Source organism: Clostridium sp. AF50-3 (assembly GCF_003477445.1).
GTDB classification, from domain to species: Bacteria; Bacillota; Clostridia; order Lachnospirales; family Lachnospiraceae; genus Otoolea; species Otoolea fessa.
Window position 1 is genome coordinate 105,237 of record NZ_QUDH01000010.1, and the last position, 13,493, is coordinate 118,729.

The following is a 13,493-nucleotide window of genomic DNA, read 5'->3' on the forward strand; positions in this document are numbered from 1 at the left end:
TCAGCCCTTAACTCCTCTTCGCCGGCACGATCTCCAGCCAGTATCCATCCGGATCGTTAATGAAATAAATACCCATCGCCGGATTTTCAAAACAGATGCATCCCATTTCCTTATGTTTGGCATGTGCCGCCTCCATGTCTTCCGTCTCAAATGCCAGATGGAACTCATTGTCGCCCAGGTTGTAGGAGTCCTTCTCCCAGTCGCGCAGCCAGGTCAGCTCCAGCTGGTAGCTGGTCGTGGCGTCGCCCAGATAAACAAGGATAAAGCTTCCGTCTGCCGCCTCCTTGCGGCGTACCTCCTTAAGTCCCAGTGCTTCCTCATAAAATTTCAGTGACTTGTCCAGATCGATGACATTGAAATTGTTGTGTGCAAATGTAAATTTCATCGAATAAACTCCTCTCCTTCCTTGTGAATCTCTACAATCCGATCCCGCCAGCCTTCACTGGATGGATGTTCGATTAATTTTGGTATAATCGTATAATCTTCCCAGAAATGCATCGGGAAAATCCATTTTGCGTCCGCCTGCTCCATAAAACCGGCAGCGCCCAGATAAAACCACTGCTCCTGCCTCGGATCGACCGGGATAAATGCCAGATCCGCCGTGCGCCCGGAAAGCTTTTTCATCTCCTGTTTATAAGAAGCCGCCATATTCCGGTTCCATGCCATATCTTCGCCTTCCCACCACCAGTTATTTAAGTCACCGGCGTGATAAATCTCCTTTCCTTCGCAGGAGAGCCAGAAGGCGACGCCTTCGTCGGTGGAATGGAACGTCTCGACGATAAGGCTTTCTTCAGAAATATTCAGGCAAAATCTTTCTCCTGCCTTTACCAGCCGTATCCTGTCTTTATATCGTTTACGATATTCCTCTGGTATCTTTTTCCCAATCTCTTTTGAGAGAATATAAAAAACATTTTCCCGTTTCTCTCCCAGCTGAAAGATTACCGGAGCATAATGATCGGCATGGAAATGGCTCGCAAAGATAAAGAGGGGCTTCCCTGCCGGGAACTCCGGGAGAGTTCCCTTAAAATAATCAAACAGAATCACGGCATTTTCAAGCTCAACTGAAAACGAGCTGTGATGAATATATGTGATTTTCAAACGAATTAATTCCCTTCTATAATGAAAAAGAATGTGCCTTGGCACATTCTCGCGCCGAGCGCGGTCGCTTGCGACATGTTTCTGCTTCGCGCGAGTGCGCATCATTGGCACGTTAGTGCCTTTTTGTGTAATAAGAAATTTCAAGGAATTTCCTATTACACGAAACAACAGCCAGCCAAAAGTATCCCGCATACGATACTCGCAGCGCTTTCAGCCGGCTGTGCTCTCTTCGCAACCTTTAGTTTTCTTTCTTGCTCTGTGCTTTTGCTAAGAATTTCTCATTTTTGATGATGAAACGCTCATGTGTGCCGCCGCCGATGGAACCTTTCGCGTCAAATGCCTCTACCTTAAATACGAGACGTCTGCCGTCTACTTCTACCAGCTCACTCTCACACCAAACCTGCATGCCGACCGGGGTCGCTGCATTATGGGCAATTTCCAGCTTTGTACCAACGGTTCCCTCACCGTCGTTTAAGTACGGAGCCACGCTCATCCACGCGGTTTTCTCCATCAGTGCAACCATCGCCGGAGTTGCAAACACCGGTAACAGACCGCTTCCCACTGCTGCTGCGGAATTTTCATCCGTAACCATAACTTCCTGTCTTCCCTTGATACCAGCTTCTAACATATTGTCTGCCTCTCTTTCTTTTTTGCGCCAAAATCTGCGCTGTATCAAATTTTTGTAACCGTCCCGTGCTTCCACAGCCGCCATCACTCTTTTAGCGGTATCCGTCTGTATTTCCCCGCCTTACAGCGGTTTGCCGCACTTTGGACAGTACGAAAAATCCTCATCCGTCTCAAATCCACAGGACGGACAGACCTTATGACGGTGTGATGCATCACTTCCCGTCCACGGATTTCCATTTCCATCCTGCCGAAGTGTCAGATCGCTTTCCGTGATCTCGACCTCCTCGCCCCGAAGCAGCCTCTTTCCTACCTCCGGATCCAGCTCATAGACCGCACCGCAGCACGACATTTCTACGAAAAAGCGCCGGTTCCATTTAAAAATCGGGATAAAAAAGAAACTAAAATACATATAGGTCATGTACACCTGATACCGCCCATAAGCGCCGCAGCGCCCGCAGATCACTGTTTTCAGGTACTCCAGCGGCTTCACGCCGGAACTGATGCCACCGATAAAAAACATCCGTCTCCCCTCCTGCCATAGAACAAAGCATGTGCTCTGGCACATTCTCGCGCCGAGCGCGGTTGCTTGCGACATGATTCCTCTTCGCGCGAGTGCGCACATATATACATCATACCTAAGTAGCGCGTCTTTCGCAAGATTTTTTTACGCTCTGATGCAATTCTGATGCAATTCTCTTTCTGATAAAAGGTAACCGTTTGCAGTCAAAGGTCTTCTATGCTATGATACGTCTCATAAGAATTACATGATTTGATACTTTATGATTCAAGGTTTTATAACTTGATATTCCATTGATATAAGCAAAAAATATTTTAAAAAAAGAGGATGCCCTGCCATGAACACACATACAACAAACCTGCCTGCAATCGAAACACACACTTTCCCCAACTCCCACATCATCTCCTGCCTGAACCTGAACCTCGCCCAGATAGCCGCCTCCGGTCAATGTTTCCGTATGCTTCCGGTTCCGGAAAAACCGGGGATCTGGTCACTCATCAGCGGGACACACTATCTGGAAATTTCCGGGACGCCGGACGGTTTCTTCTTCGACTGCCCGGACGAAGCGCTTCCTTTCTGGAAACAATACTTCGATCTCGGCACCGATTACGGCTCTTTCATCGCCTCCATCCGCGCAGACGATGCCTACCTCGCGGCGGCGGCGGACGCCGGTTCCGGCATCCGGATTCTCCGTCAGGATCTCTGGGAAATGATGATCACCTTCCTGATCTCCCAGCAGAAAACCATCCCAAAGATCCGCGAAGCCGTCGAAGCCCTGGCAAAAAAATACGGTGCGAAGAGAACCGCCGCCCTGTCCGACGGTTCCATCCGCACCTACTATTCTTTTCCCTCGCCCGAAGAACTGGCATCTGCCAGCCTGGACGACCTATTAACCTTAAAACTCGGCTACCGCGCCAAATACATCCACCGCCTCATCCAGGATGTCCTCGCCGGAACCGTATCCTTAGAATCTCTCGCAGCCCTGCCGCCGGACGAAGCCATGACCGCACTTACCAGCCTCTATGGCATCGGTCCCAAGGTCGCCAACTGCGTCTGCCTCTTCGGACTCCACCACATCGACGCCTTCCCCGTCGATACCTGGATCGAACAGATCCTGACCAAAGAATACCTTCCCAAGCACCCCATCCGCTACCGCCGCCTTCCAAAAAGCCGCCTGTACACTACTATTATCCAGGATTTTTTTGGAAGCTATAAAGGATACGCAGGGGTAATGCAGCAGTATATCTTTTATTATGAGCGCAGCATCCGAAACGGAAAATTCTAAAGATTCAGCAGCGCCAACGCCACCAAAATAATCCCGCATCCCCCAATCTGTCTCCGGCTGATTGGATCCCCGAGCACCAGCACGCTCACAAAACTGACCACCAGGATCGTACCGACACTAAAGCTCGGATACACGATAAACGCCGGCAGTCTCGACACACTCGCCAGCAGCAGCGAGGTTGAAAAATAGTTTGGAAATCCGACTGCCACACCACTCAAAAAGTCCATCTTTCCAATCTTGCGGCGGGTTCTCTGCTGCTCGAGAAATGCCAGAACCACAGTCAGAACCAGTGCGGTCAGGAACGTATAGAACAGAAACAGCGCATCAAACCGCCTCTCGCCGATCCTCTCCGTTACCTTGGACATCCCGTCTGCCATACCGCTGACGACAAATAAAACGAGCAGAAGTCCCGCCGAACCCATCCTCCGTCTGCGTCCGCAGCCGCGGTCCCCCTCGCTGTTGATGACCCAGATCGCCACAATAACCAGCACGATCCCCACCAGCTGGAACAGCGTTGGGATCTCACCTAAAAACAGGATACTCGCCGTGACCGGAATCACGATACCAAGCTTCGCAAATGCCGACGACAGAACCGCCCCATTTTCACGGATGCATTTCTGCATCAGAACCAAATTTCCTGTAAACAAAAATCCATTCACGATTCCCGTGAGAACCGCCGTCCGGCTGCCTGCCGCAAAGATATTTTTATCTGGAAGCAGAACAAACGCCACCACCAGGCAGGTCACATAATTTCCAACCAAAATCCCATATCGGTTATCGCTGAACGTCTCACTGATCCGCAGCGCCAGCGCCAGGGACGCGCTGAAAAGAATCGCAAAAATCAGATAAATCATATCTACTTATAAGAGATCGCCGGTCTCCCGGAATTTCCGGTAATGATGCGTTCTCTTTGCCTCCTCCAGTTTTTTAAGCATGGCCGGAATATCCCCGTTTAAGGTTCCCGCCAGAATCACGTAGTTCGACGCATGGTTCGTCCGGAATACAGTGCCCGGAGAATCCACATTTTTCAGGAAAATTTCCATTTCATCCACAATTTCATCCGGAGTTATCCGCTGGAACCGCCCTTCCACGACATCCGCATACATCGGCGTGCCCTCGTACAGGCGCAGCGTCAGGAAGGATGCGTACTCCGGGTTCATCGCCGTGATGAGTTTCGCACAGGACAGGGCGTGTTCTTCCACCTTGCCGCGTCCGCCAAGCCCCGAAATCAGCGTCACCGAGGTCGCGATGCCGCAGCGTTTCAGTTTTTGTCCTGCCTCAATGGTCTGTTCCGCCGTCACACCTTTATTGATATATTTTAAAATCTCATTATCGCCGGATTCCGCACCCACATAGACGATTCCGAGTCCCGCCTCGCGCAGGCGGATCAGATCTTCTTCCGATTTCCGCAAAATATCCTGTGCCGTTCCGTAGGAAGCCACCCGCTTCACGCCCGGATACAGGCGGTGGATCGCATCCAGAATCACCAGAAGATCCTCTGTTTTCATGACCAGCGCATCGCCGTCCGCCAAAAACACCTTCTCGATATACGGCGCATACGGATTGTGCGAAACCTCCGTCAAATCTGCCAGAATCTCCGCCAGGCTCCGGATCCGAAACTTCTTTTCTTTATACATATTGCAAAAGCCGCAGGTGTTGTGTGCACATCCGATCGTCACCTGAATGATCAGGCTGCGCGCCTCACTCGGCGGTCTGTATACAATTCCCTCGTAGTCCATATGATTCCTCCTTTTTCTGTATCTCCTCTGCCGGACTGCCCGCATCTGCTCCGGCAGTTTCCTCATTTTCTGCATTCTCCGGGTTTTCTATCGTCTCCCCCGGCAGCGGGAAATCCACGCCCGCTTTCAGTTCCAGCACCGTGTTGTCCATCCGGGCATCGTTCAGGATCGCCTGCAGCCTTGCCAGCCAGAAATCATTGCCGCTGTAACGGATCCAGTACTGATATGCCTCGCTTTTTCTGATCTTTGCCACATCAATCTTCGTGCCCGAACAATAATCACGGTTCATATCGGCATAGAGCCTTGCCATCTCTTCTTTGATATCCTTTGATGCCGACTGCAGCGCCTTAAACGCCTGTTCCGAAATCACATCTACCAGAAACTGATCCGCATAAGCATCAAAATTGAGAAGATTCTCGTCTTCTTCCCCGTAGCGCTGCGCCCAGCCTGCTATGTCTACCTTTTTTGTATGGTAGGACAGACTGCCATCCGCCTGCCAGTTTAGGATACTGTACTGGCACGGCGCCATTGGAAGCGGGGAAGTCACTATCTCCCGGATTCCATATCCGCCCGGTGTGTTCAAATTTGACGTATGCTTCTTGATTCTCTGCAAATGCAGATGCCCGCTCAAATACACCGGAACTCCATATGTTTCCAGAAGCGCGGTCACTTCTTTCGTATTTTCAATCGTGCATTCCTCCGGATAGAGTGTACTCTCATCCAACAGATTGTGGTGTGAAACCGGAATGACCGTCACACCCTGTTTTTTCGCCTCCTCCAGCTGCATTTTCATCCACGCAACCGTCTCTTCACTTAGCTTTCCGCCCGTCTCATGGACCGGTTCACATATGCAGCTGTCCAGCATCATCAGCCAATATTTTTCATCCAGGCGGTAAACATAACTCAGCGAATCCGAAGCCCGGGACACCGCCTGATCATAGCCAAACTTATGGTAAATCTGGTAAAACTCTTCCGAACTTGTTCCCTCTGCCGGGGATACCTGATCATCAAAATACGTTGCCGCCCACGGGTGGTTGATATCATGGTTGCCCGGAATCACCAGCACCGGAATTCCCGCCGCCTGCACCCGCTCTAGCTTCTCTGCAAGCGCTTCATGGTTTGCTTTCTCACCATTCTGGGAGAGATCTCCGCTCAAAACCAGTGCCGATGGATGCGCCGTCCGCACCTCCTCCAGAAACGCCTCCGTGATCTCATCCAGATACGGCACGATCGTCCCATCATTTCCCATCGTATAGGTATCAAACGCCGACTGGAAATCTGTCATCTGCGGGGACTGATAGTGAAGATCCGTCGCCAGCCAGATGGTCGGCGGCATATAAACTGTCTCTTCCTGTGCCTTCTGGGGCTCTTTTTTTCTTTTATACAGCTGTTTCCGGGAAGTCCGGCGCTTTAAAGCTGTTTCTCCATCCGAAGCGTTCTCATCTGCATCATCCTGTATCACTTCCCCGGCGGATGATTCATCATCCTTCAGATTCCCGGCGGCTCCATTTTTTTCATTCTCCGCCACATCGCCGCCATCTGCCTCAGCCTCTGAAGCTTCCGTCCCGGATGCATGCTTTTTCCCTGCATCCGGCACCAGCCATACAACCAGAAAAAGTGCGAGGACCAGCAGCAGAAGCTGTGCCCCCCGCACCAGAATCGACATCTGTCTTAACTGTTTCATGCCTGCTCAGGTTTTGGCGCATTGCTCTTGCCTGTCAGCGTCTCCACCTGCAGGCAGAGGACGGTGGTTCTCGCCGCCACCTCCGGAGCAAACTCATACGGTCCGCCCTCCGGGTCATACTGCTGCATGATCCGTGTCAGCGCCTCTCCTTTCTCCCCAGGATCAGCCACACGGGATAACCGTCCAGTCCCGCAGACACTCTCATAAATCATCGTGCTTCTGCATGCCGGTTCCAGAATCTTTATCTCTTTTTCATTCTGCACACAGAATGCCACCCGGTTGTCGCGCTCCATATGCTCAATCTTCGTTCCCACCGGAGCGCCGTGGAAATACAGCACCGGCATCTCCTGGTCTTCGTTCCACACAAAACCATAATTTAACGGGATCACATACGGGTATTCATCCCCGGAAAAGGCGAGACTACACACCCGGCAGTGTTCCAAAATGGCTTTCTGCCCGTCTTTCGACTCAATCGCACGTTCTCCTCTTCGCATTATTTATCCCCCTTCTTATCCGAACCTTTCTTCTCCTGATTCTCTTTCTCCCGTTGCTCCCGTACCTTCTGGAACGCCTCGTCGCCGACTGCCACGCGGATAAACTCCTCCATCGCCTTCGTGAGGTATTTATTTCTCTTCTTGTACAAATAAACGTAACGGACCGCCAGCTCTTCATTCATCTTGTAAAAGCACAGCGGCACTTCATATGGAAGATTGACGATCAGGCCATCCGGGATGAAGGTCGCGCCCACGCCCCGTCCTGCCATGTTGAACGCAGAGACAACCTGGTCCGGTTTCATAATAATATTCGGCGAATAATTCTGGCGGCTGCACATCTTCATGCTGCGCTTGTAAATACTGTTTTCCTCTTTAACGAAGATAAACGGAGTGCTCTTTAAGAGCGGCAGCGGCAGTACCGGGAACCCCGCCTGACTGTGGCGTCCTGCCCGGATATCTTCCGCGGTAAGCTGATACTGGGTCAGCTCCTCATTGATCGGAAAACTCTTCGGAACAGCCAGAATAATTCTCTCCGTGCTATAATAATACTTTTCATAATTTTTGTCATCCAGTTCCGAGTTATCGATCAAAAGATCCAGTTCCTCGGCAACCAGCTTATCCGTCAGCTGTGTGGTCGTGCCCTCCTGCAGATCAATCTTGATCTGCGGATACCGATGGGAAAACTCGCTCAACACGCCCGGAAGTACAAACGAGGTAAAAAAGATCGTTCCGCCAACCGACAGCTTGCCCGCCAGAAGCCCATTTAAGTTATTCAGTTGATTGAGCGTGTTCTGTTCCAGCGCAAACAGCTTTTCGATCGCGTCGATATAAACTTCACCGCCCGGCGTCAGTCCGATCGGAGAGGTGCTCCGGTCAAAAATCGGAGTTCCTATCTTTTTCTCCACCTTCTTGATCGCCGTGCTTAACGCCGGCTGCGTAATATACAGTTTCTGCGCCGCCTTCGAAAAACTCTTTTCCTCGTAGACCGCGTATACATACTCTTTTCCGTCGAACATGTTTCCTCCTATGTACCCTGCTTTTTCTCATCGCTGCATCCTGCGGGATATTTCATCCCGAAACTTCCCGCCCGTGAACATTCTCATTCTGTTCCATTCTTTCCCCTTTATCTACAGGGTTTCCGGCACTTTTGTCCACTTGTGATTCTATAACAAAAAATTTATAATAATTATCTTCTTATTTATATTTGATTATATACGATGAATGATATATAATCAAGTTAAAGATAAGGAACAAGAGAAAATAATTCATCTTCTTATCTTTCTGGCATAGCCAACCACCCCGATTTTCCCCAAAATCGGTTCCCATATATTGATTATTCCTCATGAGCACGCACTGCAGAACCCTCGTTCCCCAACCAACCCGCAGTTGCGTGCTTATTTGTATGTAATTTTTACCCCGTCCAGCTCAGTTTCTATCAGCTCGTCCCCATCATATGACAATTTCAATGAAAAAAACGTATCCCTTTCAATCAGAAGCTTCAAAAAGATCCGATCGCCGTCCCAGAGCCGCAGAGCCGATACATCCTTTTTCGCCACCCAGGCAAGCTCGCCCTCGTCACATTCGCGAAGCGTTCCCTCAAATCCATCCGCCGTGTACAGGCACATATATTCCGTCGGCCAGCCTTTCGCGATAAACGTCACGATTCCGCGGAAGCGCCAGGAAGTCAGAGTCAGCCCTGTCTCCTCCTTCACTTCGCGCAGCAGGCAGTTCTCCGGGCTTTCATTCTCCTCAAAATGTCCGCCGACGCCAATCCATTTTCCTTCATTCACATCCTGTTTCTTCTTAATGCGGTGCAGCATCAGATATGAATCGTCTTTTTCAATGTAGCAGAGCGTTGTCAGCGGCGAACGCTGTTTTTTTGTCTCTCCCATGCCTCCTGGTACCTCCATTTTTATTTAATGTACGCTCGGAATCTTCAGATGCCCGTAGTCCTTCGCCTCGTCCTCCAGGATATTCTGCAAAAAATCGCTCAGTTCGCTGACATAGCCGATCTTGTTCCAATCTTCCAGCACAGGATTTTCCTTTGCGGCTTCCTCGATCTGATACATCCGTCCTTCATAATAATTCACGCACAGATCCGCGTAGTACGAAGCCATTTCCTGTTTCTTCTCGTCCGTAAAAAATGCATGGCGATCCTCGATATGGCGATTCAGATCCCGAATTGCATCGCGGATTGCCGCCCGACGCAGGATCGACTCCGAATAAGCCGTAAAATCTGCCAGATCTCGGTTGTGGTACGAGTGGCGTATCGCCCAGCCGTCCACATCGACAGGTTTCGCATTATACTGGTAGGTCCCGTCGTTCCAGATGCGGACAATCCCGTAATGGCACGGAGCCATCACCATGGAACCCGTCACAACCTCATAGATGCCCGTGTCCTCGTCTTCCTTATAATGCTGGATATGCAGATGTCCGCTCAAGTGCAGGCGCACGCCATGATCCGACAGCATCCGCACCAGTTCCTCGTTGTGCTCGATCGTACAGTTGTCATAAAAGGTCCGGCTCACTCCGCTCTCATCCAGCAGGTTATGATGGCTGACGGATATCACGCGGGCGCTTCCCGCTCCGCCTCTTCCAGAATCGGCTCCATCCACTCATACGTTTCCCGGCGGATCATGCCGCCGACCTCATTTTTCGGTTCATACTGACAGGAATCCAGCATCAGCACCCAGTTTGCACTGTCTATCTTATAAAGATAACTCAGCGATGCCGGATCCCGGCTGTCCGCCGCTACATAGCCAAAATCAGCATAGATATCCCGGAACTCGTCCGCTGTGATGGACTCCACCTTTTCCGCTCCATCCGCCGTATAGCGGCGGGCATCCGGGTTATTGATATCGTGGTTTCCCGGTATAACCGCGACCTCAATTCCCGCCTCGCTGAGTCCTTCCAGAAGTTCTGCCAGTTCCTCATGGCTCGCTTTCTCTCCGTCCAGCGTCAGATCTCCGCTCAGAATCAGGAGGTCTGGATCTTCCTTCTTCATATCATCGAGAAAGGCGTCCATGACCTCCCAGCCGTACTCCAGCACGCGCCCGTCTCCGCCCCTCGCCATTCCGACAAAGGAATCACAGCGGTTTCCTGCCAGTTTCTCGGCAAAATAGTGCATATCCGTTGCCACCACGATCTTCTTTTCCACGAAATGGTCCTCGGTTTCCTCTTCCCCGCTTTCTTCGTCTTCGGCAGCCTCATGGCTCTCCTGTGTCTCCTCTGTCTCAGCTGTCTCAGTCTCCGACTCCTGTGTGGCACCCGGACTTTCCGTTTCCGCCTCGCTGGAAACCTCCGTCGCGTCTGCCTCCTTCGATAGAACGAACAGCCGCCAAGCAGCGCTGCCAGAAGGACTGTTGCCATCACTATACATCCTTTGTTTCTTCTACCTTTTCTCACTGTACCTATCCGCTCCTGTTTTCTCTCTATCTTTCAATTTCTGTAACTGTTCAGTACCTTCACAGTCACGCGCAAAAATCCATTAAAAATTGCCTACGGCAATGGGATTTTTGCCTGCTGGCCCATGTTTTCGTACGGTCAGCACAGTAAATGTGCAGACCTACTGAACAGTTACCAATTTCTACTGCTGTTTCTTGCCTTTACCGCTATTGTTTGTACCAATTCTTCGTACATAATCTGCCCCGGCGCGATATATCTACGTCTCGTCATCCACCGGAAGCTCCGTCCGTCCCAGCGCTGCCATCGCCTCTTTTTCCTTTTTGGTCAGTTTCTTGAGCGCTGCCTCCCGGCGCATCGCCTCGCTGCGCGTCGCATATTCTTCATAGTATGCCAGCACTACCGGACGGCGGGTTTTCGTGTATTTTGCACCTTTCCCGGCATTGTGTGCCGCCACCCGCGCTGCCAGATGGTTCGTCCACCCGCAGTACAAGGTTCCGTCCGCGCAGCGCAAAAGATATGTATAATTCATGCCTCATCCTGCCTTTATGGTTCGCACTCCCGACAAAAATTTCTCAGTACACAGGAAAACGCATCCGGATGCCCTATGTAAACGGCGCCGCGCCTTGCAATGCACGGGCACCGCCCGGTTCGGGAAACTCCTTCCCCGGATCTATCATCAAGCACCGGCCGGATGCGTTTTCCTGGCTTACAAGGCGAAAATCCTTTGTCAAAGTCAAATCTGCATGGATTTTTGCTTGTAACTGTGAAGATATTGAACCGTTACAATAATAGTATATAAAGTTTTCCCCCAAATGCAACCATTCCGGCTGGATTTTTTGTTACTGTACACGCATACGTGTCCAGTAACGGAATTTGCCGTGGCTTCGAATTTCAATACGGCAAATTCCTGCTGCCACCACGTTTTCTTACGGCACTTTCGGTCCCAAAAGTGCCCACCCGTGAACAGAAACGATTTTTTCTCTCTAAAATTCCTACCTATGAACAGTTACCCGCCGTTACCTCTTTGATCAGAAGCAGCCGCGCCCCTGCACCGGCTTCCTCCCCGTCGATTTCATTCATTTCCCGCACCTGATCCACCGTCGTGTGGAATTTTTTTGCAATTTTCCACAGAGAATCCCCCGGCTGCACAATATAACCCACAATCCCTGGCTGCTGCTCCCAGCGCTTTAAATCGAACGGCTGTGTCTGCACGGATGTAACCACCGCTTCCTGCATCGGCTGGAATACAAGCAGTTCCACCGTGAGCTGCGCCTTGACCTCCGCCTCACCGCCACCCAGCATCACCGCGCCGAGCTGTTCCAGCCCCAGATTCAACTGCCAGACGCAGTCTTCCCGGATCCCCTCCGCCTCGACCGTGCCGGAAAATGGCAGAACCTCAGAAATTGCCCCGACCGGCGCCGCGTCATCATCCGTCAGATACAGGAGACTGACTTCCAGCACTCCCTCGATCGCCAGACCGTTTTCTGACGGGCGGCTCTCATCCAGCCGGACAATCCCACTGCTGTGGCAAATCTGCAGAATTCGATCCGGTTTCTGAAAAGAAACGCTTCCGCCCACCCGCATTTTGCAGCTGTTGCGCGTCAAAAGCCGGTCAAAGCACACCTCCCCCTGCTCGCTCACGACCTCGCAGCCGGTCGAATAGAGATCGCTTAAAAGTTCCACTGATTCTTCTTTATAAAGTCGGATGTCCAGCTCCAACACCGCCTCCACTTCCACTTCGCGCATCTCCCCATCGCTGTCCGGCTTTTTGTCCGCCTCTGCATGAAGAATCCGGACCCCGACCGCCGGGATCATCTCCTCCACCGCCTCCGAGAGTTCCACTTCACCGGAAAACGGAATACTCTCCTCCAACCACTGAACCGGCGTGTGCTCGCCCTCGCCGCTGTAAATCAGGAACACCGACAATTCACCGTCCAGATGCAGTTTTCCATCCAACGGGCGCACCGAAACATCCCGAAGACGCATCTCCTGCCAGAGAATCGTCTCAATATTCGGCTTATTTGCCGATACGCTTACTTCCTCCCGGACCCGGTAGATATCTTTGCGCCGCACTGCAAGCGTCGCTGCCGGAACGCTTCTCTTCAGGACTTGCAGCCCCGCATCGTCCGTCTCGACGTCCGCGGCAGCCTGCGCATCGACGCGGCTTTCCGCCCGCACCGTAAGCGTCAGCACCGCTTTGGCGCTCAGCTTGCGCGAATGAATCATGGTAATATTCAAATCTTCGATATTCCATACGATCTGCGTATAGTCGCGCTCCGAAAGCTCCGGCACATTGACCGTTTCCTCAAATGGAATCTCCCCGCCCATCGCCTGCAGCCCGCCCGACTCCCGGCGGTACAGCACCCGGAACACAAGCTTTCCCCGGATCAGCACCTTTTCTCCCTGAATCCGTGAATTTTCTATCTGAACTTCCCCGTCTGACAGCAGTATCTGCACCGCATCATCCAGCGCATCCGGCACAATAAAATCATCATCCAGCGTCAGCTGCGACACCGCCGTCCCCCTCTGCCGATTCATATGTATCTCTTTTTTGATCAGCTCTATCATAAAAAACGCCCCTTTCCAAACCGCACGCATTTCCCTCAAAGAAATTTATGCAGCCGAAAGGGGCGTTATGAATAAT

15 protein-coding genes are annotated in these 13,493 nt (G+C 51.5%); 1 reads left to right on the forward strand and 14 read right to left on the reverse strand.

Translation table 11 applies throughout. The annotated features are described in order from the left end of the window. Positions 1 to 7: 7 nt before the first annotated feature. From DW085_RS12260 to DW085_RS12275, 4 genes are all read right to left on the reverse strand, one after another. A complete protein-coding gene (locus DW085_RS12260; protein WP_107000803.1) occupies positions 8 to 385 on the reverse strand; it encodes a VOC family protein in 378 nt (125 codons plus the stop codon). Beyond that, positions 382 to 1,098: an MBL fold metallo-hydrolase gene (locus DW085_RS12265; protein WP_107000804.1), complete on the reverse strand. Its 717-nt coding sequence runs from the start codon at positions 1,096 to 1,098 to the stop codon at positions 382 to 384. Before DW085_RS12265 ends, DW085_RS12260 begins: the two co-directional genes overlap by 4 nt. A 238-nt stretch (positions 1,099 to 1,336) precedes the next feature. Further along, positions 1,337 to 1,726, reverse strand: coding sequence for a thioesterase family protein (locus tag DW085_RS12270; protein ID WP_022360593.1), 390 nt, complete (start codon positions 1,724 to 1,726; stop codon positions 1,337 to 1,339). Between the two features lie 120 nt (positions 1,727 to 1,846). Then, positions 1,847 to 2,245 (reverse strand): zinc ribbon domain-containing protein, encoded by a 399-nt coding sequence (locus DW085_RS12275; RefSeq protein WP_022360594.1) that lies wholly within the window; start codon positions 2,243 to 2,245, stop codon positions 1,847 to 1,849. A gap of 334 nt (positions 2,246 to 2,579) precedes the next feature. Between DW085_RS12275 and DW085_RS12280 the strand changes: the two genes are divergently transcribed. Beyond that, positions 2,580 to 3,527 (forward strand): DNA glycosylase, encoded by a 948-nt coding sequence (locus DW085_RS12280; RefSeq protein WP_118492932.1) that lies wholly within the window; start codon positions 2,580 to 2,582, stop codon positions 3,525 to 3,527. Here the strand turns inward: DW085_RS12280 and DW085_RS12285 are convergent. The 10 genes from DW085_RS12285 to DW085_RS12325 form a co-directional block, all read right to left on the reverse strand. Continuing rightward, on the reverse strand, positions 3,524 to 4,381 hold the full coding sequence (locus DW085_RS12285; RefSeq protein ID WP_022359449.1) for an EamA family transporter: 858 nt from the start codon (positions 4,379 to 4,381) through the stop codon (positions 3,524 to 3,526). The genes DW085_RS12280 and DW085_RS12285 overlap by 4 nt on opposite strands. A 6-nt stretch (positions 4,382 to 4,387) precedes the next feature. After that, positions 4,388 to 5,266 (reverse strand): radical SAM protein, encoded by an 879-nt coding sequence (locus DW085_RS12290; protein WP_118492934.1) that lies wholly within the window; start codon positions 5,264 to 5,266, stop codon positions 4,388 to 4,390. Beyond that, positions 5,229 to 6,950, reverse strand: coding sequence for a metallophosphoesterase (locus DW085_RS12295; RefSeq protein WP_118492936.1), 1,722 nt, complete (start codon positions 6,948 to 6,950; stop codon positions 5,229 to 5,231). The genes DW085_RS12290 and DW085_RS12295 overlap by 38 nt, the downstream gene beginning before the upstream one ends. Then, entirely contained in the window at positions 6,947 to 7,444 is a 498-nt protein-coding gene (locus DW085_RS12300; RefSeq protein WP_118492938.1) for a pyridoxamine 5'-phosphate oxidase family protein, read from the reverse strand. Before DW085_RS12300 ends, DW085_RS12295 begins: the two co-directional genes overlap by 4 nt. Then, complete coding sequence (locus DW085_RS12305) at positions 7,444 to 8,460, reverse strand: LysR family transcriptional regulator (protein WP_117796510.1); 1,017 nt, start codon at positions 8,458 to 8,460, stop codon at positions 7,444 to 7,446. Before DW085_RS12305 ends, DW085_RS12300 begins: the two co-directional genes overlap by 1 nt. A gap of 378 nt (positions 8,461 to 8,838) precedes the next feature. After that, positions 8,839 to 9,336, reverse strand: a complete 498-nt coding sequence (locus DW085_RS12310; protein WP_107000811.1) for an 8-oxo-dGTP diphosphatase — start codon at positions 9,334 to 9,336, stop codon at positions 8,839 to 8,841. A gap of 24 nt (positions 9,337 to 9,360) precedes the next feature. Further along, positions 9,361 to 10,059 (reverse strand): hypothetical protein, encoded by a 699-nt coding sequence (locus DW085_RS19855; protein WP_243034022.1) that lies wholly within the window; start codon positions 10,057 to 10,059, stop codon positions 9,361 to 9,363. Then, a complete protein-coding gene (locus tag DW085_RS19860) occupies positions 10,011 to 10,823 on the reverse strand; it encodes a metallophosphoesterase (protein ID WP_243034023.1) in 813 nt (270 codons plus the stop codon). Before DW085_RS19860 ends, DW085_RS19855 begins: the two co-directional genes overlap by 49 nt. 282 nt (positions 10,824 to 11,105) lie before the next feature. Then, positions 11,106 to 11,378, reverse strand: coding sequence for a GIY-YIG nuclease family protein (locus tag DW085_RS12320; protein ID WP_118469055.1), 273 nt, complete (start codon positions 11,376 to 11,378; stop codon positions 11,106 to 11,108). Between the two features lie 467 nt (positions 11,379 to 11,845). Beyond that, positions 11,846 to 13,417 carry an SPOCS domain-containing protein gene (locus DW085_RS12325; protein ID WP_118469053.1) on the reverse strand — a complete coding sequence of 524 codons (1,572 nt, stop codon included), beginning with the start codon at positions 13,415 to 13,417 and terminating at the stop codon, positions 11,846 to 11,848. Between the last annotated feature and the right edge of the window lie 76 nt (positions 13,418 to 13,493).

Excerpts from the sequence above, each read along its gene's own strand:
- DW085_RS12305 (WP_117796510.1), bottom strand. The coding sequence starts at position 8,460 with ATGTTCGACGGAAAAGAGTATGTATACGCGGTCTACGAGGAAAAGAGT.
- DW085_RS12275 (WP_022360594.1), bottom strand. The coding sequence starts at position 2,245 with ATGTTTTTTATCGGTGGCATCAGTTCCGGCGTGAAGCCGCTGGAGTAC.
- DW085_RS12325 (WP_118469053.1), bottom strand. The coding sequence starts at position 13,417 with ATGATAGAGCTGATCAAAAAAGAGATACATATGAATCGGCAGAGGGGG.
- DW085_RS12300 (WP_118492938.1), bottom strand. The coding sequence starts at position 7,444 with ATGCGAAGAGGAGAACGTGCGATTGAGTCGAAAGACGGGCAGAAAGCC.
- DW085_RS12270 (WP_022360593.1), bottom strand. The coding sequence starts at position 1,726 with ATGTTAGAAGCTGGTATCAAGGGAAGACAGGAAGTTATGGTTACGGAT.
- DW085_RS12280 (WP_118492932.1), top strand. The coding sequence starts at position 2,580 with ATGAACACACATACAACAAACCTGCCTGCAATCGAAACACACACTTTC.
- DW085_RS12290 (WP_118492934.1), bottom strand. The coding sequence starts at position 5,266 with ATGGACTACGAGGGAATTGTATACAGACCGCCGAGTGAGGCGCGCAGC.
- DW085_RS19860 (WP_243034023.1), bottom strand. The coding sequence starts at position 10,823 with ATGTATAGTGATGGCAACAGTCCTTCTGGCAGCGCTGCTTGGCGGCTG.
- DW085_RS12260 (WP_107000803.1), bottom strand. The coding sequence starts at position 385 with ATGAAATTTACATTTGCACACAACAATTTCAATGTCATCGATCTGGAC.
- DW085_RS12295 (WP_118492936.1), bottom strand. The coding sequence starts at position 6,950 with ATGAAACAGTTAAGACAGATGTCGATTCTGGTGCGGGGGGCACAGCTT.
- DW085_RS12320 (WP_118469055.1), bottom strand. The coding sequence starts at position 11,378 with ATGAATTATACATATCTTTTGCGCTGCGCGGACGGAACCTTGTACTGC.
- DW085_RS12285 (WP_022359449.1), bottom strand. The coding sequence starts at position 4,381 with ATGATTTATCTGATTTTTGCGATTCTTTTCAGCGCGTCCCTGGCGCTG.
- DW085_RS12310 (WP_107000811.1), bottom strand. The coding sequence starts at position 9,336 with ATGGGAGAGACAAAAAAACAGCGTTCGCCGCTGACAACGCTCTGCTAC.